Consider the following 17808-nt stretch of genomic DNA (forward strand, 5'->3'; position numbering starts at 1 on the left):
CGCTCGGCTGCACCCAAAACGGGCTGCCCGCTTCCCGGCGATGCCCCCCGCCCGCCGCGGCCCTGGTCTTTCTTTCTGATACTGTTTGCAGCTTCGCCATCCCCTTCCCGCCGGTTCGCCGTTAAGGGCGGATCGCTCATCTTTTCCACATTGTAGCACATGGCCATCCGCATCAAAAGAAAAAGACCTTTGCTCTCCTCAATATCGGAGACAAAGGTCCGTGGTACATCAGTATGAGCTCATTGGGAAGAGCCTTCGTTTTCGAGACTCGCCAGCGCGGCCTGGTCATCCGCGAGATCCGCCCGCGCTTCGTTAACTGCCTTCTGATTATAGCTGAGTCCCGCTTGCTCTACAGCGTGCTCGGCACGCTCCACCGCCGTTTCGGCCTGCTGAATCAGCTGTTCGCTCGGATGGCTCTGCGCTTGAGTCACCGCATTGTGAGCATTGTGCACGGAATTCTGGGCTTGTGAAATCGGATTTTGCGATTGCAAGCTGGAATCGGTTCTTGCTCTTGTCATGGGATGCGCCTCCTTAAGAATGTGAAGATTGCATTCCCGTTTACTATGGGACAATTGCAGCCGTTTTATGCCCGGCATCTTCTCTTCCGAGCGCCGGCTTTCCCTGTCTAAAACAAATCCAGCTGCCGCGGCGCAGGTCCCTCATATTCGATGCCAAGCAGGCCCATCATCTGCTTGGCGTTGGCGGCTGCATCGCCGCCGGAGTTGTTGTTGAAGATGACGGCAATATGGGCCGTCTCCTTCTCCAGCAGGCGCAGGCGCTCCGCCCATTCCGCGAGCTCCGGCTCGCTGTAGCGGTACAGGTAGCGCACATCGCGCCAGTTCGGCTGGCCGCCGCTGTTCCACCCGGCGGCGTTGCGCCCGTGCATCCGCACCACCGTCTGCCCGGGGTGCGTCGCCTTCAGCACGGCCGGCACGCTGCCGTCGCCGGCCTGCGGCTCATCGCAGATGCTGTGGATCCACCCTTCCTTGTGCAGGAAGGTGAGGGTCCGCTCCCGCATCTGGGGGGTGAACCAGCTCTGGTGGCGGAATTCGAGCGCCACCGGCAGATCCCCCATCGCTTCCTTCGCCCAGCGAAGCGATGTGACGTTCTCCCGCGTGCAGTCGAACCACGACGGGTACTGGAACAGCACGCTCTGCAGCTTGCCGGCCTCCACGGCGGGCTGCACCGCATCGCGGAAAGCATTAAACATCGTTTCCCGATCCGGAAACGGGTTTTTGTCCCTGAGATGCCCCGTCATCCCCTGGTATGCTTTGACAACGAATAAAAAGTCGTCCGGCGTCTCTTTGACCCAGCGCTCGAATGTCGTCAAGGCCGGAACCGCATAGAACGAGCTGTCCACCTCCACCACATTGAAGTGCTGGCTGTAGGCCTTGAGCTTGTCCCTCGCGGCCACGCCCTGCGTATACAAATCGTCATGATCTCCCCAGCCGGCCAGCCCGATGCGGATCATCGTTCTCCCCCCTCCCAAAGGATAAAAACAGTTATTTACGGATGCTGCAATGGGTGATACAATTCTACCGTTAACCCGTCATTCAACGGTTCTCTCAATGAGATCATTATAAATGAACTGTCCACGCAAACGCTAGGAATGAGCCTTCCGCCGCCGTACTTGCCGGAAGCCTGTCCTGGCTTTTTTCGTGGTGCCGCCATGCGTTTTTTATTTACTAGAAAGAGAAAGAGGGTCTATATGGTAAGCAAGCTCAAGCGTTACTTGATTGGAAAGCCAATGAAGTCCACTGCGCTGGAGGATGAAAAACTATCCAAACTAAAGGCGTTGGCCGTTCTCTCCTCCGATGCCTTATCTTCCGTTGCCTATGGAACGGAGCAAATTTTACTTGTCTTGATGACGGTCGGCGCAGCCGCTTTATGGTACTCGCTTCCGATCTCCGTTGCCGTACTGGGGCTGCTGACCATCCTGATCCTGTCTTACCGTCAGACCATCTTCTCCTACCCGACAGGCGGGGGCGCGTATATCGTGGCCAAGGACAATATCGGCGTGCCTTCCGGACTTATGGCCGGCGGTTCGCTGCTGGTCGATTATATCCTGACGGTGGCGGTCAGCTCCTCCGCCGGAACGGACGCCATCACTTCGGCATTCCCTCAGCTGCACGATCACCGGGTGCTCATTTCGTTAACCATGATTACCTTCCTGACGCTGATGAATCTGCGCGGGATTACCGAGTCGGCTTCCGTGCTCGCCCTGCCTGTCTATTTGTTCGTCATCTCCATCTTCGTTCTGATTGTTTGCGGTATCGTCCATTACGCTGCAGGGGGCATTCATGCCGCTGCGCCTCACTATGGCGCCACCCTGTCGAGCGTCAGCATCTTTTTGCTGCTGAAAGCGTTCAGCTCCGGCTGTTCCGCACTGACCGGCGTCGAGGCGGTTTCCAATGCCATTCCAAATTTCAAACAGCCTGCGGAGAAGAACGCCGCGGCGACTCTGATCATGATGGGCGTCATCCTCGGTGCCATGTTTATCGGCATCAGCCTGCTCGCTTACGGATACGGCATCCAGCCCAATGAAAAAGAGACCGTCGTCTCCCAAATCGCCAACGCCACCTTCGGCCGCGGCACGATCTATTTCATCATCCAGGGGGTCACCGCCCTCATCCTTTTTCTGGCGGCCAATACAGCGTATTCCGCGTTCCCGCTGCTGGCGTTCATGCTGGCCAAGGACAAGTTTATGCCCCATATGTTTATGGTTCGCGGCGACCGGCTCGGCTTTTCCAATGGGATCATTATTCTGGGCGTGCTCTCCGCGCTGCTCGTCATCGCCTTTCACGGCGATACCGAAAACCTGATTCCCCTGTATGCGGTCGGCGTGTTTATTCCGTTCACGCTGTCCCAGCTCGGCATGATGCTCCGGTGGATCCGCAAGAAGCCTTCCGGATGGATAGGAAAGCTGTTAATCAATACGGTCGGAATGCTAACCACGCTATCTATTACCCTGATTTTCATCATTACCAAATTTGCGCAGGTTTGGATGATCTTCATCTTCCTGCCCCTGGTTATGCTCATGTTCCACCGGATTTACCGGCATTATGAAAATACGGCCAACGAGCTTCGCATTCAACTGGCGGTCGACAAGCCCGTCATTAAAGGCAGCACGATGGTCATACCGGTTGCGGGCATTACCCGTGTCGTGCTCCATACCATCAGCTACGCCAAGTCGGTTACGGACAATGCGGTCGCCGTCTACATCGGCTTTGACGAGGAAGAGATTCAAAAGATGGAGGCGAAGTGGGCCGAATGGAATCCGGGCGTGCGTCTGATCGTCCTTCGTTCCCGCTACCGCAGCGTGATGAAGCCGCTCGTCAAATTTATCGAAACCGTCGAGTGGAAAACCGCGGAATCCGATCATATTACTATATTAATCCCTCAATTTATAACCAAGCACTGGTGGCACAACATTCTGCATAATCAGACCAGCCTGCTGATCCGCGCTTACTTGTTCACGCAGAAGAACATCGTCATTGCCACGGTGCCGTACCATCTGAACCGGTAGTACCGGCTTCCTGTCCCTGTCCAAGCATGCCATGCGTGCCTTCAGAGCTGTACGCCAAACAAGACGCTTCCAGCGCCGCGTATATCGCGGGTGGAGGCGTCTCTTCACATCAGGGGACAAGCCGCACGCAAATGGGGTCTAGACTTTGGCTCAGCGTCTCCATCCGACGGCGTAAAGCCGGCTGCCGATGCTGTTGTCCGTTACGACACCGCTACAGGATCGGCGACAGCAGCCGGGCCATCGATTCCGCCGCCCGGGTCAGCAGCCTGCGCTTGCCGTACTGCTCCCAGGTGAGCAGCTCGCTGTTTTTCATATCCTCCTCGAAAATGTCCGCAAGCTGGTGCGCCACGTCCTCGCCGTACAGGAAGGCCGTAACTTCAAAGTTCAGCTCGAAGCTCCGGTGGTCAAGATTCGCCGTTCCGACTGAGGCGACCTCCCCGTCGACAATAATCGTTTTGGCATGCAAAAAGCCGTGGCTGTACAAATAGCATTTGGCCCCCGCCTGCAGCAGGTCCCTCAAATAAGAGTAGGACGCATAATGGACGAGCAGATGGTCCGCCTTCTTCGGGATCATAATCCGGACGTCGATGCCTGACAGCACGGCGATTTTGAGCGCGTTGAACATGCTGTCGTCCGGTACGAAATAGGGGGTTTGCACGTAGATGCTTCTTTGCGCCTGAAAAATCATTTTGATATACCCGTTCTTGATTTGCTGCTTCTCCGAATTCGGACCGCTGGATACGATTTGTACCGCGGTTTTGGGCGCATGGCTCATCCGCGGGAAAAGCGCGTTAGGCTCAAGGGACAGCATCTCATTGGAAGCAATGCCCCAATCGAGCAAAAACTGCACCTGCAGCCGGTGAACCGCATCGCCGTACAGCATCAGGTGCGTATCCCGCCAGTAGCCGAAGGCCGGATTCATGCCCAAATACTCGTTGCCGATATTAAAACCGCCGATAAAACCGACTTTGCCGTCAATAACGGCAATTTTACGATGATTTCGGTAATTTAGCCGAAAATTGAGGAATGGGATTTTGGACGGGAAAAACCGGTGAACGGCGCCGCCCGCCGCCTTCAGTTCCTTGAACAGCCCGTGGCCTACGCCGAACGAGCCGATATCGTCGTACAGCAGGCGCACCTTGACGCCTTCCTCCGCTTTCCGTTTTAATGCGTGCACCAGACGGCGGCCCGTCTCGTCATTGCCGATTTTGTAGTACAAGATGTGGATGTGCTGCTCGGCCTCGGCAATCTGCTCCAGCAGCGCCTCGAATTTGCGCACCCCGTCGGTGAATACCGTCACCTCGTTATTTTGCGTGAGCGGCGAATAGCTGCTGAACAGGTTCATATAAATCAAATGCCGGAAATGCCCGATCGACGGCTCGTTGTAGGCAAACGTCCCGCGCAGGAGCTGCTCTCCCTGCAGAGCGATCTCTTCTCTCACCCGCTCCTGCATGCGCGGCCGCATCCGGTACACCTTCTGCCTCGCCAGATTCTGCCCGAGGAAAATATAGATGATGAAGCCGACAATCGGCAGTAACAGCAGCAGCATGAGCCAGGCCCACGTCACCCCGACATTCCGCCGCTCCAGAAAAATAATAGCTATAGCAAACAGCAGGCTGATGACCGGAATCCACACGTTCATGGTCTTCCATAAGTCGCTCCACATCTGCATTGATCTCACCCCAACCCTAATGCTTTCCTGATACTACCATACACGAAAATAAGCGCTATGCAAAACATGTCATTTCATAGGTTAGATAAAATCATAAAGCGACAAGCTTCTTCGTTGAAACATCCACTGTTTTCTCGTTACAATAAGATTACAGCACTTGACCGTACAGCCGGCAAACCCGCCTTGTTCTTGTTATTAACAAAGGAGGTTCCAGCGCATGCAGTCTCCCAGAGAATGCGAGCAGGTAAAGGAATTGTCGTCCTTGCATCAAGAACTATGGGACCGTCTGCAGGAGCAGGACGAGCAGACTGCGGCCTATAACCTGCGAAAATATTTAAGAGCACTGGATAAGCAGCAGCGCGTACGGGAACGCCTGGATTGGCTCGCCGAATACTGCAGAGAGCACTGGCTGCTGCTGTCCATCCTGACAGGTCTCGTATCGGGCCCTCTGCTCGTCTGTCTGTTTATCTGGATCGCCTTGTGGGTAGAGTAGTTTCCCGCCCGCTTCATGCTTCATTTCTATGAAAATAGCAACCGGCCTGTCCGATAACGGCCCGCGCTCTTTGGAGTGCGGACCGTTTTTTTGCGTGCCGTCTTCCGCTTCAAACCCCTTTTGCCACAGCTCTTTCGGCCTGCTGATATTCACCTGTTTCGACTCCTGAGAAGCCTCCTCTTTCGTGCCGGATGTTTAGAATCTAGCAAAACAGGTAAATCTATTACTAGCATTTATGATATTTTGCAGGAACGAAAAGGAGGATACCGTCCATGGCCGGTTACCGAACGAAACTAGCAATAACCATCACGCTTGCACTGCTGCTGAATGCAGCTCTTGGCCTGTCCGTTCAGGCCTATTCCGGAGGCGAGGACGCCTACGAATCCGCCGTCGCATACGGCCCTGTATACACAGTTTACGATCAGCCCGAGCTGGGGCCGCTCTTCGGCCCGCAGCTGCCTGCGGAAGAGCCAGAGCCGCTGCCTGCCCCGCTGCAGTACAAGGTGGCCTCCGGAGACACGCTGTATCAAATTGCGCGCGATTTCAACATCTCGGTCGCCTCGCTGATGGCGGAGAACGATCTGCTCAATCCGAAGGCTCTATCGGTCGGGCAGCAGCTGACGATTCCTGCTGCCGAAGCCGTCGTGCCATTACCCGACGGAAACCGCCAGGTCATCAGGCAGGTGCTCAGCTCCACGCTGACCGCCTACACCGCAGGCGCGGAATCGACGGGAAAAACCTCGTCCCATTCCGCCTACGGCATTACTTACAGCGGCAGCAAAGCCGAGGAAGGCCGGACGATCGCCGTTGACCCGGCAGTCATCCCGATAGGCTCTACCGTCTTTATTGACGGCATCGGCATCCGCAAAGCGGAGGATACCGGCTCTGCCGTCCGCGGAGCTCGGATCGACGTCTTCATGAACGATCTCGATCAGGCGATCCATTTTGGCGTCAAACGAAATGTGAAGGTTTATGTACTCTCCGGAGAGAATGTGTGAGTGGATGAGAGAGTTGGCAAACTATGAAAAAGAGCCGCGGACCCAAGGCCCGCAGCTCTTTTTTTCATAGATTAGAATGTGACGGCTTCCACCTTGCGCAGAGGAATGTAAACGTTGATGCCAGCGCTTGTAGTGATAACTACGTTGCCGTTTTGGATGCCTTGGTATTTACCAGTACGGAAAGCACTGTCGAAATAAACCGTAATACGAGTACCTAGGCTGACTCTGTCCAGAATACCAAGAATGGTGGAGTTGGAGTTATTGTTATGCATACGATGCAACCCCCTTTCCGCTGCTAGGATAAGATATTATATGCCGCAGGTACATAAAGTAACTAGATTAATATAATAGGAGAAAAACATATTTTAACGGACAACCCACCCTAGAAAGGAGCGAAACCCGCCGTCCTAAGGCAAAAAATCACATTTTCGAAACACGGACCATTATATTTCTTACCGTTTTTGTGTATTATATTAAGATAAACTATGAAGGAAGAAAGGTTGATTGTGTTGGAGAACCCGTCTGCATCATCTCATTTTATTAGAAACATTGTCATCGACGATCTGAAATCGGGCAAAGTGAGCGAAGTCGTGACCCGCTTCCCGCCAGAGCCGAACGGTTATCTGCATATCGGGCACTCCAAGTCGATCTGCCTCAATTTCGAGCTGGCCGACGAGTTCAAAGGACGCACGAACCTGCGGTTCGACGACACCAACCCGTCCAAGGAAGATACCGAATTTGTCGAAGCGATCAAAGAAGACGTCCGCTGGCTCGGCTTCGAGTGGGACGGCTTGTTCTTCGCCTCCGATTATTTCGAGGAAATGTATCAGCGCGCCGTGCTGCTTATCAACAAGGGCAAAGCTTACGTGGACGATTTGAGCGCGGAGGAAATCCGTCTCACCCGCGGTACGCTGACCCAGCCCGGAGAGAACAGCCCTCACCGCAGCCGCAGCGTCGAAGAGAACCTGGAGCTGTTTGACCGGATGCGCAAGGGCGAGTTCAAGGACGGAGAAAAGGTGCTGCGCGCCAAAATCGACATGTCCTCGCCGAATATGAACCTGCGCGATCCGGTGCTTTACCGTATCTCCCATACGAAGCATCACAATACGGGAGATCAATGGTGCATCTATCCGATGTACGATTACGCCCACCCGCTCGGCGACGCGATTGAAGGCGTCACCCACTCGATCTGTACGCTCGAGTTCGAGGAACCACCGTCCGTTATACGACTGGGTTATTGAAGAATGCGAGCTGGAATCCAAACCGAAGCAGTATGAATTCGCACGCCTGAATCTGACGAATACGGTCATGAGCAAGCGCTTCTTGAAGCAGCTGGTCGACCAGGGCATCGTCGACGGCTGGGACGATCCGCGGATGCCGACGATCTCGGGCCTGCGCCGCAAAGGCTTCACGCCGGAGGCGATCCGCAATTTCGCGCGCGAGACCGGCGTATCCCGCAGCTACAGCATCGTCGACGAGCGGATGCTGGACTATTTTATCCGCGAGGATCTGAAGCTGAAGGTGCCGCGCACGATGGGCGTCCTGCGTCCGCTGAAGGTCGTGATTACGAACTATCCGGAGGGTCAAACCGAAGAGCTTGAGGCGGAGATCAACCCGGAAAATCCGGAGATGGGCAATCGCAAAATTACATTCTCCCGCGAGATTTATATCGAGCAGGACGATTTTATGGAGAACCCTCCGAGCAAATATTTCCGTTTGTTCCCGGGCAACGAAGTTCGCTTGAAGAATGCCTATTTTATTAAGTGCAACGATTTTGTTAAGGATGCCGAAGGCAATGTGGTGGAAATCCACTGCACCTACGATCCCGAAACCAAGAGCGGCAGCGGCTTTACCGGACGTAAGGTGAAAGGAACGATTCATTGGGTCGATGCTTCCAATGCCGTACCGGCCGAGTTCCGCCTGTACGAGCCGTTGATTCTTGACGAAGAGCGCGGCGACAGCGACAATTTCCTTGAATTTATCAACCCGAATTCGCTGGAAACTATACAAGGGTTCGTGGATCCTGACATGAACGAGGCGAAGCCGCAGGATAAATTCCAGTTCTTCCGCCACGGTTATTTCAGTATCGATCCGAAGCTGACTACACCGGAGAAGCTTGTGTTTAACCGGGTCGTTTCCCTGAAAAGCTCCTTTGAAATTAAATAAACAGCTTATGATTATCCCCCAGGTGATGCTTTCCACATCCCTCGGGGATTTTTTATGCTTGTCCGCCTGGCGGGCCTATGCCGGCACAAAGAAAGAGACCCGCAGCAACGGGCTGCGGGTCTGACAAGTTATATATATTAAAAAGGGGGTCGAGATTTAGTATAGGCCGTTTACCTTAAGAGGAGATGAAAAACAGATTACAGTTTCGTTACATTACTTCTCTGTTTGATTGCAGCGGTCGGCAGCAGATGGAGAGACCTGCCGTTCCTTCCGGACAGGCTCCCCGTACCGGGGAAGCTGTTCTGTTCGGATATGCCTATACTTAACAGACAAACCTTCCCTATTCCCGCCAGCCTAAACGTGGGGTTCGACCGGCCGCCACACAGCGCTGCAACGCGCCTGGGATTGGCGCGCATTGGAAGCGTATCCTCCAGGTTACTTCCTACTGCTCATCCTCCCACTGCCGCCGGTATTCGGTCGGCGTTAAAGCGTGCTTTTTGCGGAATACCTGCGTAAAATGACGCATGTCCTGGTAACCGACCCGCTCGGCAATGTCGGCTATCTTCAGATAAGGGTCCTGCAGCAGCTCCTTCGCCCGTTCCAGCCGAAGCTGAATAATATATTCCTTGAAGCCTTGGCCCGTCTTCTGCTTGAACAGCTGACTGAAGTACGCCGGATTCAGGTAAACAACCGACGCCACCTTCTCCAGCGACAAATCCTCGTGATAATGCGTGCGGATATACTGCAGAGCCACCTCGATGGCGCCCTCATTTTTGTGCTCATACAGTCCCGTTGAAGCCAGAGTGCCGGACTGCTTGAGCCTTTTTACCTCCTGGGGAATGACCTGAAAATCATACAGCAGGCCGCTCGCACCGAGGTGGAACGGAATTTTCAAATACTGGTTCAAATGGCTTCGCAGCTCCACCAGGAAGCTGTCCAGCCCCGTCCCCTCCTGCAGCGTAACCAGCCCGAGCAGGCTGTGGCTCTCGAAGCTGGATACGAACCCATGCCCCTTCTGCTCGATCAGCTCGGACAGCACATTGTCAACGATGAAATGCTCCAGATGAATCGGATTGGCGCTCTCCAGCCGGACCAGAATCAAATAAAAATCCGGGTGGCTCCCCATCTCCGACGCCATATCGAAGCGGCCGATATCCAAGCCGGAAGCCCAGCGCTGGAAGACCGCCTCCCGCAAATATTTCAGATTGGAGCGAAGCACCTGGTTCTCCATCGTCAGCCGGTTTTCCCGGCGCAGCTCCTCCTCCAGCGTCCCAATCAGCTTCAGCAGCTTTTCCTTGCCGATCGGCTTAAGCAAATAATCTCTGGCGCCGAGCCGCATCGCTTCCTGTGCGTAAGCGAATTCGGAATAGGCGGAGATGACGATCCATTTCACGTGCGGGTGTCTGCGCCGGGTCAGCTTCATCAGCTCCAGCCCCGTCATGCCGGGCATGAGAATATCGGTGAACACGATATCGATATGGCTGTTGCGCAGCGTTTCAATCGCTTCCTCCGGGGAAGCCGCCGTGAAAATACGCATGCCGGGATGCGAGGTTTGCAGCGTACGCCGCACCCCTTCGCGGATAATTTTCTCATCGTCGACGACCAGAATGTTCATCGTCCCGTTCCCTCCCTTCCGTTCCAAGCCGCCTGCTGCGCCGGAACGGACAAGCAGACGGTCGTACCGCGGCCCGATACGCTGCGAATATCCAGCCCGTAGCCTTCACCGAACATCAGCTGCAGCCGCCGGTGCACATTTTGCAGCCCGATGCCCTGCCTCAGCCGGGCGGCTTCACCGGTGCCCGCTTCCGGCGCAATCGGCGCCGCTGTGCCGGCGCCGGTATCCGCAGCCGCCAGCGGCATCCCTTTACCTCCACTGTCGGCTGCAGCGCCCTGCTGCATCGGGGCGGCTTCCGGGCCGCTGAAGCCGCCCTGTGCGGGATCGGGCTCGGTCCGGCTGACGTCAGCAAGCGAGGCCTGTAGACGGGAGAGAGCACCCGCCTCCATGCCCGGCCCGTTGTCCTCGACAAACAGGCGCAGGCGGGCTCCGTCGGCTTCCGCATACACCCGCAGCACGCCCGCTTCCTGCCGGCGCTCCAGCCCATGCTTCACCGCATTCTCGATGATCGGCTGCAGCGTCATTTTGGGCAGCCGGATGCGAAGCCATTGCGGATCGACATCGATCTCCACCTGGAGCCTGCCGTCCAGCCGCAGTTGAATGATGGTTAAATAATGCTGAATCTGCTCCAGCTCCTCCTCCAGCGACACGTTCGAATCCGCTTCCCAGTGGGAGCTGTAGCGAAACATATTGGACAGCGCCAGCACGACCGAGCCCAGCTTATCCTGCTCCTGCTCGTCAAGCATCCAATAGATCATATCCAAGGTATTATAGAGGAAATGGGGGTTAACCTGCGACTGAAGCGCCTGCAGTTGAGCGTTCTTTTCGCTGGTCGAGACGGACTTGACCCGCTCGATCAGCTCATCCATCCGTCCGACCATCTGGTTGAACGAGGAGACCAGGCTGTTGATTTCCTCATACGAATTTACCGTCACCGGCTCGCCGCGGAAGTTCCCCATCTCGACCTGCTTCATCTCTTGAATCAGCCGCTTGAGCGGAGATGCGAACGAACGGGATACGAGCGTCGCCAATATCGTCGATACCACGACCAGAATGGATCCGACATAAAGCAAGTAATGCTTCATCCGGTCCAGCTCCACATTCAAATCAGCCTCCGGCGTGACGCTGATGAACTGCCAATCGGCCAAGGACGGCCTGGAGCCGACGATCAGATAGCCTGCTTTTTCCTCCACAAGCACCTCATGCTCCTGCAGCAGCCGCGGCTGCTCCCCCAGGGCGTTCCGTAAACGCGGTTCGTCCAAGCTCGCCGCCATGATCTCGCCTTGGGCGGACAACATGTAGACCTCGCTCCGCTCGCCGAGCCGCAGGTTGGCCAGCGCGTCAAGAATTTGCTGCGGATCGGTCTCTACAATAACCATACCGACAGGCTGATGCGTATGAAGATCATACATTTGCCGTCCGAAGGTGAATACCGGGCGCGGCTCGTTCTGATCGATCACCGAATGCTCATGGACGCCGATCCAGACCAGCTCGCCTGTCGAACGGCTGACCTTTCTATACCAGTCCGACTGTTGAAAGTTCGGATCGATCACATTCATATAGTTGCCGTAGCTGTAGAGAACCCCGTCCTTGGAAACCACATGGATACCGATGATATCTTCTCTGGAGTAATAGTTCGCCCCAAGAATGTTGACGATCGTCCGTTCGTTGATCGCCCGGACCGCCGCATCCTTGCGGGTATCGTCCGGCAGCAGCCGCTGAAGATCAAAGTTGCCTGTAACGGATTTAGTCAGCGTATCGTATCCGCCCAGCAGCAGATCGAACAGCTCGCTGGTCTGGTACACGTTTTTTTGCGCGATATCGCTGATTTTCTGGTGCACCTGATCGGTCGACCGCTTGTAATAAAGCCCGCTGACCACGATCAGCAGGCTTAACATGCAGATGAGAAATAAGATAAATAACCGACTGTAAATGGAATGAAAGCCGCGCCGCACTTCTTCCGGTCTCCTTTCTTCCTGCCTGTCCCTACTATACAACACGACGGAGGATCGGCACCAGCTTCCTCGCAACGCTGCATGAAACATCCATGCGTCCGTGCGGTTCAAGCTTAACCCTTCACCGCTCCGGCAACCATCCCTTTCGTAATTTTCTCCGACAGCACGAAGTAGATGAAGATAACCGGCAGCGCGCCAAGCACGAGGAAGGCTCCGATCGCTCCGTAATTGACCGAATATTGGCTGACGAAGCTGTACACGCCGAACGGCAGCGTCTTCAAGCTTTGTGAAGAAATGAACGTGGACGCCATAATATACTCGTTCCAGATCGAGATGAAGGTCAAAATGCTGACCGTCATGATCGGGGGCACCGATATCGGCAAAATAATGCTGCGGAATGTCCGCGTAATGCTCGCTCCGTCCATAACAGCCGATTCCTCGATCTCCAGCGGAATCGTCCGCATAAAGCCCGACAGCACGAAGACCGCAAGCGGGGTGGAGAACGAAATGTAAGGCAGAATGAGCGCCAAATAAGTATTTAGGATGCCCATGTGCTTAAATATAATCATGAGCGGAAGCAGCGTCGCCTGCAGCGGGATCATAATGCCGACAAGGAAAACGAGCATCACGGCCGAGGCGTATTTAAAACGAAAACGGGTGATCGCGTACGCTACCATCGAGCATAAAACAATGACGACCGCCATCGTCGATGCCGTTACGAAAAAGCTGTTGAACAAATATTTCAGGTACGTGCCCGACACATAAGCCTCTTTATAATTGACCCACTGGAGCGCATGCGGCAGCGAAAAGAAGCTTCCCGATAAAATTTCTTCATTCGTCTTCAGCGAATAAATCACAAGCCACAGCAGCGGATAGACCTGCGTCACGAACAGAACCGACAAGAAGCCGAGCACCAGCCCTCTGCCTCTGACCCTGCTGGCACGCTGCCGAGGCACCGCCCGGACCGGAGCGGAAGTAACGCCGGGTAATGAACTCATCCTGATCTCTCCCTTTCCCTAAACAAGCTGACCAGCCTACGCATACTTGCTTTCCAATTTTTTAAACACCGCATTCAGCAGCAGTGTCACGGCCAGACATTCCATGACGAGGAATGAGGCCATAGCGCTTCCGTAGCCATACCTCATGGAGAGGAACGACATGTTGTACATATGGGTCGAGATTACGTCCGTCGCATGCGCCGGGCCGCCTCCGGTCATGACCATGATCATGTCGAACGCTTGCAGCGAACCGATAACGGACAGCACAATCGATATTTTAAAAATCGGCAATACCATAGGCAGCGTAATATACCTGTCGGCGGTGAGCCCTTCGGCCCCGTCGATTTTTGCCGCTTCATAAATTTCCGAAGGAATGTTTTGAATACCCGTAAATTGAATGAGCACATGATAGCCTAAATACTGCCACAGCGATACGAAGAATAACGCGAAGATCGCTACCTTGGGATCGGTGAGCCAAGGCTTGGTCCAATGCTCCAGACCGACGGCCATCAGCAGCTGATTCAGCATACCGCCGAGCGAAGCCGGGTTATAGATCGTTTTCCAGAGCTGGCCGATCACAACGACCGATAAAATGACAGGAAGAAAGTAGCTCGATACGAGAAAATTCGGCTTCCGCACATAGCGGCCGATAAGGATTGCTACGAACAGGGCAAAAGGGATCTCCGCCATGGAGAATAAGGCAAACAGCAGCGTCCGGCCGACCGAAGGCCAGAACACGGGTCACTTCGTAAAAAGCTCCTTAAAATTGCCGAGCCCGATAAAGCGCGACGCGCCGATGCCGTTCCAATCCAGCGTTGACGTATAAAACGACACTAAGATAGGAATGAACACAAGCAGGATGTAAAGAAGCAAACAAGGGAGCACAAACAAAGCAATCGTTCGCTTCGGGACGTTTAATGCGTTCACGGTGAACCGCCTCCATGAGAAAAACGCCATTCCGACGTTCTTCGATGTGTGACCGCTATTGCGGAAATATTGGGATGCCGCTAAATAAGCGCAGCAAAAATAAGGAAGGGAGCGCGCGGAGACCCGGTTGACCTCTCTTTCCGGCCGTCAATGCCTCCGGTTCCCTTCCTGGTGTACGTCTTATTTATTGTTCGTTTCAAAAGCGGCTTGATGTTCCTTCGCAACATCCTTCGGATCTTTCTTCTGTACGAACAGGTTTTGGATACTGGTCAGGTGCGCCTGGGCCGTGCCCGGATTCATCGTATTATCGAAGGCCAGATCGCCGCCCTGCACGTTCTTGAACAGCTCCATAACCTCCATCGACAAATCGGAGTAGCCTGCGGCCTTGAAGTCGCCCTCCACCTTCTGTGCAATACCTACCGCATTCTTCATTTCGAAGGATACCTTCGGGAAATTCACCATAAAGTAGTTCAGGAAATCCTTCGTTTCTTTCAGATGCTTGCTGTTGGCCGAGATCGCGAAGCCGCTTCCCGGCGCAAGCATAAATTGATCCGGGTTCCCTTTGCCGCCGACCGTCGGGAATTTGAACGCGCCGACCTTCCCTTTGACCGAGGAATCGTCGATGGCTCCCGTCGCCCATGTTCCCATGTAATACATAGCCGCTTTGCCTGTTTTAAATAAGTTCTCTCCTGCCGTCAGGTCGAACGAAGTCGCCCCTTCCTGGAAGGCGCCGGCTTGAACCAGGTCCTGCAGCTTCGAAACCGCCTCGACAAAGGCCGGGTCTTCAAACGTTTTCTTCTTATCCAGGACATCCTTCAGAAAGTTCGGCCCGTTGTTCGTTCTCAGCACCATGTTCATGAACAGGAAGGAGCCGGTCACGTATCTTTCTCCGGAATCGCCATCGGAATAATTCCTTTGGCCTTCAGCTTCTTCGCCGCTTCCACCATATCCTCGAATGTTTTAGGCACTTCCACGCCGGCTTGGCTGAACAGCTCTTTGTTGTAGTACACGACGCCCAAGTTGTTCCCGTCCGGCAGCGCATACACATTATTATTGAACGTATAATAATCGAGAATCCCTTTCTGGAACGTATCCTTCAGGCCGTTCTGATCCAGCATATCGTTCAGCGGCGCCAGCAGGCCCGCATCGACGAACGGTTTCATCTGGGCGCTCGGATTGACGATCGTAATATCCGGCACTTCTTTGGAAGCCGCCTGCGTTTTCAGCTTCATCTTTTGCTGGTCGGTATTCAGCGAATCCAGCTCAATCTTGACGTTCGGATGCGCTGCCGTGTAATCGGCTACAATTTTCTTCATAATTTTGTTGTTCGGGGCGGTCGGGTCGGGATAAATATTTTGGAACGTAATCGTTACCGGTCCCGGATTACTTTTATTCGAGGCATCGCCTGCGGCTCCGCTTTGCGCGGAGGGCGCCGTATCGGCAGCGCCGCCTCCACAGGCCGTAAGACCGATTGCCATTGTTCCTGCCAATGCCAGATGAACCAAGCGGTTTGTTCTCATTGCTTTGCTTCCCCCTCGTATTTCTTGTTCTGATCACATGCTTATTATGCTATAGGGCCATCCTTTCAACAATGAACAAACTTAAGGGATTAGGTTTGTTTTTTCTATATGGCCATTGACGAAGGCCCGTCCTCATGATAAATTATTTATAGTAACTAACTTACTAATTATAAGTTTTTTTGGATCAGGAACCTATATCCTGCTAAATACGAACCATGACCCTTGAAGGAGGAATTAACTATGGGAGCTTCTTATTTTATTGGACACGGCTCGCCTATGCTGGCGATTCAAGATATTCCCTATACGCAAGAACTGAACAAGCTGGGGGCTTCGCTCGGCAAGCCCGAGGCGGTCGTCGTCTTTACGGCGCACTGGGCGGCGCGGGAGCTGTCCGTGACCTCAACGGATGCAGTGTATGAAACGATTTATGATTTCGGCGGCTTCCCCGATGAGCTGTACCGCGTCGTCTATCCCGCACGGGGCTCCAAGAAGCTCGCCGACGAAGTGATCGGCTTATTCGCAGCCGCAGGCCTGGCAGCCCGGCCTGAAGAAAAGCGCGGGCTTGACCACGGCGTCTGGGTGCTGCTGCGCCACCTGTTCCCCGAGGCGGATGTCCCGGTCATCGCCGTCTCCGTGAACCCGCTGCTGCCGCCCGAGCAGCAGTATAAGATCGGGCAGGCGCTCGCGCCGCTGCTCGAGCGTAACATCGTCGTGATCGGCAGCGGCGCGACGATTCACAACTTCCGCGAGATGAACTTTCACGCGGAGAACCGCGCGGACGACTGGGCGAAGGAGTTTGACGACTGGCTGATCGAGCATATGCAGTCGTGGGACACCGCCTCCCTGTTCGGCTACAAACAGCTGGCTCCGCACGCCGTGCGGGCTACGCCGGATTACGAGCATTTCCTGCCCTTGTTTCTCGCGATGGGCGCGGGCGATGCAAGACGCCGGATGGAGCTGCTGACACAAATTTATTTGTACGGCTCCTTGAGCCATTTGATCGTGAAGTTTTAAGCGCCTATTTTTCTTCCGCTTCGTTCATTCGCCGCCACTGGAATGCACCTATCGGCTTCATGGACATATGGTATGGGTATGGAGGGGATTTACCTATGCCATGGAGCCAAAAAGTGCCCTACCTGCTCGGCAAGCCGGTAGGCGTTTCGTTCACCAATGGTCAAGGGACCAGCGGGATTTTATGCAGCGTACATGGGGGCCAGGTATACCTGATGGAGTATTTGTACCATACCCAGTTTGCCACCAAGCACTACCCTGTCAACCAGATTCAAGACATCCATATGTTCCCTGGGTGTCACGTGCCTTCGCCGCCGCTCTTCCATACGCAGCCTCTACCGGCGCGCCGTTGAACGTCCGCGGCGGGCTGCACACGGTTCTCGCCGGCAAACAAAGAAGCCTTGCAGCACACGTTGTTTCGTGTCGCTGCAAGGCTTCTTTGTTTGTTCTATATGAATTGGGCGAGACCTCCGGCGCTGCCGCGGGCTCCTGCCGCCGCTACACCGGCACATCCTGCTCTTCGTCAGCCGTCTGTTCTTCCGTTCCCGGCTGATTCAAGATGTTATCCTCCAATACGGCAAACTTATCCCCGTATTCTTTAATAATGTGCCGTTCTCCCCAGGCGCACAGCGAATCCAGAATCGACTTGAGGCTCCAGCCGTACTCGCTCAGCTCGTACTCCACCTTGGGCGGTACCTGATTGTAGCTGATCCGGTTTACGATGCCGTCCTCCTCCAGCTCCCTGAGCTGTTGTGTCAGCATCTTCTGCGTAATGCCGGGCATCAGCCGCTTCAGGTCGCTGGTCCGCTTCTTCCCGTGAGTCAAATGACAAAGAATCACGCATTTCCATTTGCCTCCGATAACCTCTAACGTCGCCTCAACGGAAATATTATATTTCTTTTTAACTAACGTCACTGTCTGTCCCTC

At 54.5% G+C, this 17808-nt stretch carries 13 protein-coding genes and 3 pseudogenes; 6 read left to right on the forward strand and 10 right to left on the reverse strand.

Annotated features, from left to right (window positions below; genetic code table 11):
• Positions 1-239: 239 nt before the first annotated feature.
• Both ACHHV8_RS31845 and ACHHV8_RS31850 read right to left on the reverse strand, forming a co-directional pair.
• Complete coding sequence (locus tag ACHHV8_RS31845; RefSeq protein WP_395163204.1) at positions 240-518, reverse strand: hypothetical protein; 279 nt, start codon at positions 516-518, stop codon at positions 240-242.
• A gap of 107 nt (positions 519-625) precedes the next feature.
• Positions 626-1471: a DUF72 domain-containing protein gene (locus ACHHV8_RS31850; RefSeq protein WP_395163681.1), complete on the reverse strand. Its 846-nt coding sequence runs from the start codon at positions 1469-1471 to the stop codon at positions 626-628.
• A gap of 237 nt (positions 1472-1708) precedes the next feature.
• Here ACHHV8_RS31850 and ACHHV8_RS31855 point away from each other — a divergent pair, with 237 nt between their 5' ends.
• Entirely contained in the window at positions 1709-3526 is a 1818-nt protein-coding gene (locus tag ACHHV8_RS31855; protein WP_395163205.1) for an APC family permease, read from the forward strand.
• A gap of 211 nt (positions 3527-3737) precedes the next feature.
• On the opposite strand, the gene cls is transcribed toward ACHHV8_RS31855, so the two are convergent.
• Positions 3738-5198, reverse strand: coding sequence for a cardiolipin synthase (gene cls / locus ACHHV8_RS31860; RefSeq protein ID WP_395163206.1), 1461 nt, complete (start codon positions 5196-5198; stop codon positions 3738-3740).
• A 217-nt stretch (positions 5199-5415) separates the two neighbouring features.
• Here cls and ACHHV8_RS31865 point away from each other — a divergent pair, with 217 nt between their 5' ends.
• Positions 5416-5691, forward strand: coding sequence for a hypothetical protein (locus ACHHV8_RS31865; protein ID WP_395163207.1), 276 nt, complete (start codon positions 5416-5418; stop codon positions 5689-5691).
• 272 nt (positions 5692-5963) lie between these two features.
• The gene (locus ACHHV8_RS31870) at positions 5964-6689 is read left to right on the forward strand and encodes a 3D domain-containing protein (protein WP_395163208.1); all 726 of its coding nucleotides are present in this window, start codon (positions 5964-5966) and stop codon (positions 6687-6689) included.
• A 71-nt stretch (positions 6690-6760) separates the two neighbouring features.
• On the opposite strand, the gene ACHHV8_RS31875 is transcribed toward ACHHV8_RS31870, so the two are convergent.
• Entirely contained in the window at positions 6761-6961 is a 201-nt protein-coding gene (locus ACHHV8_RS31875) for a hypothetical protein (protein ID WP_395163209.1), read from the reverse strand.
• Positions 6962-7174: 213 nt separating this feature from the next.
• Between ACHHV8_RS31875 and ACHHV8_RS31880 the strand changes: the two are divergent.
• Positions 7175-8855: pseudogene (locus ACHHV8_RS31880) on the forward strand (glutamine--tRNA ligase/YqeY domain fusion protein).
• 442 nt (positions 8856-9297) lie between these two features.
• On the opposite strand, the gene ACHHV8_RS31885 reads toward ACHHV8_RS31880, so the two are convergent.
• The 5 genes and pseudogenes from ACHHV8_RS31885 to ACHHV8_RS31905 all read right to left on the reverse strand — a co-directional run.
• Positions 9298-10470, reverse strand: a complete 1173-nt coding sequence (locus tag ACHHV8_RS31885; protein WP_395163210.1) for a response regulator — start codon at positions 10468-10470, stop codon at positions 9298-9300.
• Entirely contained in the window at positions 10467-12425 is a 1959-nt protein-coding gene (locus tag ACHHV8_RS31890; RefSeq protein ID WP_395163211.1) for a cache domain-containing sensor histidine kinase, read from the reverse strand. Before ACHHV8_RS31890 ends, ACHHV8_RS31885 begins: the two co-directional genes overlap by 4 nt.
• A 113-nt stretch (positions 12426-12538) precedes the next feature.
• On the reverse strand, positions 12539-13423 hold the full coding sequence (locus ACHHV8_RS31895) for a carbohydrate ABC transporter permease (protein ID WP_395163212.1): 885 nt from the start codon (positions 13421-13423) through the stop codon (positions 12539-12541).
• A 36-nt stretch (positions 13424-13459) separates the two neighbouring features.
• A pseudogene (locus ACHHV8_RS31900) lies at positions 13460-14350 on the reverse strand (carbohydrate ABC transporter permease).
• A 180-nt stretch (positions 14351-14530) separates the two neighbouring features.
• Positions 14531-15723, reverse strand: a pseudogene (locus ACHHV8_RS31905) (extracellular solute-binding protein); the annotation flags it as partial.
• 387 nt (positions 15724-16110) lie between these two features.
• Here ACHHV8_RS31905 and ACHHV8_RS31910 point away from each other — a divergent pair.
• Together ACHHV8_RS31910 and ACHHV8_RS31915 are read left to right on the forward strand one after the other, a co-directional pair.
• A complete protein-coding gene (locus tag ACHHV8_RS31910; RefSeq protein WP_395163213.1) occupies positions 16111-16884 on the forward strand; it encodes a DODA-type extradiol aromatic ring-opening family dioxygenase in 774 nt (257 codons plus the stop codon).
• A gap of 95 nt (positions 16885-16979) precedes the next feature.
• A complete protein-coding gene (locus ACHHV8_RS31915; protein ID WP_395163214.1) occupies positions 16980-17234 on the forward strand; it encodes a hypothetical protein in 255 nt (84 codons plus the stop codon).
• A 145-nt stretch (positions 17235-17379) separates the two neighbouring features.
• Here ACHHV8_RS31915 and ACHHV8_RS31920 read toward each other — a convergent pair whose 3' ends face one another.
• Positions 17380-17796, reverse strand: coding sequence for a winged helix-turn-helix transcriptional regulator (locus ACHHV8_RS31920; protein ID WP_395163215.1), 417 nt, complete (start codon positions 17794-17796; stop codon positions 17380-17382).
• Positions 17797-17808 lie beyond the last annotated feature (12 nt).

It is taken from the genome of Paenibacillus sp. TAB_01, from assembly GCF_043945595.1.
GTDB lineage: Bacteria > Bacillota > Bacilli > Paenibacillales > NBRC-103111 > Paenibacillus_S.

Bases quoted from the DNA above. Each gene is read 5' to 3' on its own strand.
- ACHHV8_RS31845 (WP_395163204.1), bottom strand. From the start codon at position 518: ATGACAAGAGCAAGAACCGATTCCAGCTTGCAATCGCAAAATCCGATT.
- ACHHV8_RS31850 (WP_395163681.1), bottom strand. From the start codon at position 1,471: ATGATCCGCATCGGGCTGGCCGGCTGGGGAGATCATGACGATTTGTAT.
- ACHHV8_RS31855 (WP_395163205.1), top strand. From the start codon at position 1,709: ATGGTAAGCAAGCTCAAGCGTTACTTGATTGGAAAGCCAATGAAGTCC.
- cls (WP_395163206.1), bottom strand. From the start codon at position 5,198: ATGCAGATGTGGAGCGACTTATGGAAGACCATGAACGTGTGGATTCCG.
- ACHHV8_RS31865 (WP_395163207.1), top strand. From the start codon at position 5,416: ATGCAGTCTCCCAGAGAATGCGAGCAGGTAAAGGAATTGTCGTCCTTG.
- ACHHV8_RS31870 (WP_395163208.1), top strand. From the start codon at position 5,964: ATGGCCGGTTACCGAACGAAACTAGCAATAACCATCACGCTTGCACTG.
- ACHHV8_RS31875 (WP_395163209.1), bottom strand. From the start codon at position 6,961: ATGCATAACAATAACTCCAACTCCACCATTCTTGGTATTCTGGACAGA.
- ACHHV8_RS31885 (WP_395163210.1), bottom strand. From the start codon at position 10,470: ATGAACATTCTGGTCGTCGACGATGAGAAAATTATCCGCGAAGGGGTG.
- ACHHV8_RS31895 (WP_395163212.1), bottom strand. From the start codon at position 13,423: ATGAGTTCATTACCCGGCGTTACTTCCGCTCCGGTCCGGGCGGTGCCT.
- ACHHV8_RS31910 (WP_395163213.1), top strand. From the start codon at position 16,111: ATGGGAGCTTCTTATTTTATTGGACACGGCTCGCCTATGCTGGCGATT.
- ACHHV8_RS31915 (WP_395163214.1), top strand. From the start codon at position 16,980: ATGCCATGGAGCCAAAAAGTGCCCTACCTGCTCGGCAAGCCGGTAGGC.